2 protein-coding genes are annotated in these 1,776 nt (G+C 37.0%); one reads left to right on the top strand and one right to left on the bottom strand.

Annotated features, from left to right (window positions below):
* Positions 1-188 precede the first annotated feature (188 nt).
* Positions 189-1,103 (bottom strand): hypothetical protein, encoded by a 915-nt coding sequence (locus tag C200_RS10995; protein WP_016212158.1) that lies wholly within the window; start codon positions 1,101-1,103, stop codon positions 189-191.
* Between the two features lie 267 nt (positions 1,104-1,370).
* On the opposite strand from C200_RS10995, the gene C200_RS15060 reads away from it, so the two are divergent.
* Positions 1,371-1,538 (top strand): antirestriction protein ArdA, encoded by a 168-nt coding sequence (locus C200_RS15060; RefSeq protein WP_080750129.1) that lies wholly within the window; start codon positions 1,371-1,373, stop codon positions 1,536-1,538.
* Positions 1,539-1,776 lie beyond the last annotated feature (238 nt).

Raw genomic sequence — 1,776 nt, 5'->3', positions numbered from 1 at the left:
AAGAATAATCTCACCGGAATAATGCTCCTATTTAAAGGGTGATTCTTCTTAATTCTTCTTAAATCGTTTACGTTTTAGCACTGCAATTCACCTTAACTTCGTTGATTGCTACACCCTACTCAAATCTAAATTTTTTGCAACAGTGCCCTCTTTTTGATGGTTTTGTATTGTCTGACATTATTAATCCTTTAAGCTGTAGCTGTCTCTTCATAGAGGTTTTCTATTGCTTTAGTACCAATCACAAGCTGTTCTTCAGTCGGTTGAAATCGAGTTTTAAAAAGAAACACACACTCTGTTGCATTAACGCCCTCTTGCTGTCGTTGCAATGCAAAATAATAGGCAATACTTTCTGTTTCGGCGATGGATAGAGGGTTAATGTCATTTTCATGCAATAGGTCGATGGCAATTGAGAACATCCATTTTTTTACTGTAGGTGAAAATTCATCTTTTTTAGGCTTTGCTATTTTTCTCAGTAATTCTCTAGTCATGTTGTTACGGCGGCCATAACGTTGCGCTATAGCGTTAAATTGCCTGAGTGCTTCTTGTGTACCACAGGGGAGATCATAGATGCATTTAAAGAGCATACGGCTCTTCTCATCGAGTTTCTTTATCAGTCCAGAAGGTCTGGAATCAATCCCCGCTTTTGATAAAAGCCCTAGTTTCTTACCTGTTTTCTTTTCAATCGCATGCTCTGTTTTTTTAGCTGCATCAAGCAAAGCTTCAAGCATGACTTGCTTGGGTATAAATTCGATTTTATGTTTACGTGCAGCAGTGGCGAGTTCATTAATTGTATCAAGAAATTTTTCATCGGTATGGTAAACGTCAGATTTTAGATTTTTAACAGGCGACTCTAACTCTGTTGCTGCAAATAATACACTACTATACCAATTTTCTAGTGCTGTAATTTCATCGGCAGAGAGGTTTTGTATGTGTGACTTGTCAAGCTTCGTAGGGTACTCACTCACTGAGGCAGGCAACTTTATCTTAGTGGCTTGTTCGTAGTTTTGTTTCCTGTTGCCATTGCTGTCTATTTTTCCCACGTCACGCATCACGTTAATATAGCAGGTGCCATTTTTGTTTTGTCGCAAACCATATCTAAGCATATAAAAAAAGCCTCTTTTTTACCTATGACATAATTATCTCATACCGTGTTATTATTTGCAATAATAATTGCAAATAATAGCTGCATTATTTTGTTGTTTTAATTGTAAATCATTTCGTATTTTTAATTGATATTTTGCATTCTAATTCCATTAATCAACCTATTTTATAATAAACAAACGTTAATTATAGTTGCATTTTTTCATGGTTTTGGTATTATAGAGATGTAGGAGGGATGGCCCTCTTACAGAGTCCAACTAGGAGATAATATGAGTAATTACCAACCTTCCGTTTATATCGCTTCACTTTCAGATTATAACGCTGGCCGATTTCATGGCGAATGGGTTTCTGTTGATGGTGATGAAGACACGCTTTATGAAGCAATCCAAAATATCTTAAGCTCGTCAGAAGAAGAAGGTGCTGTTCAATCGGGGTAAGGATTCTCACGTTCGCGCTTAGGTAATACAATACTCTGAAAATCAGCCATATTGTGAAATTGTGATAATTCGACTAAAAATTACTCCCAGTATTCGAAGTGCAGGTGCCAATAATCGATAAAGCAGCTAAAAATAGGCTTAAAACCTGATTATAGACGGACTGCTCCTGTTAGAACTTAATGAGCTGCATGGTCGCTAGGGCTTTGTGGTGCTTCATGATTACTGACAAGCGTTGCTT

Source organism: Piscirickettsia salmonis LF-89 = ATCC VR-1361, assembly GCF_000297215.2.
Classification (GTDB): domain Bacteria; phylum Pseudomonadota; class Gammaproteobacteria; order Piscirickettsiales; family Piscirickettsiaceae; genus Piscirickettsia; species Piscirickettsia salmonis.
This window is presented reverse-complemented; position numbering and strand designations above follow the sequence as displayed.

Excerpts from the sequence above, each read along its gene's own strand:
- C200_RS10995 (WP_016212158.1), bottom strand. The coding sequence starts at position 1,103 with ATGCTTAGATATGGTTTGCGACAAAACAAAAATGGCACCTGCTATATT.
- C200_RS15060 (WP_080750129.1), top strand. The coding sequence starts at position 1,371 with ATGAGTAATTACCAACCTTCCGTTTATATCGCTTCACTTTCAGATTAT.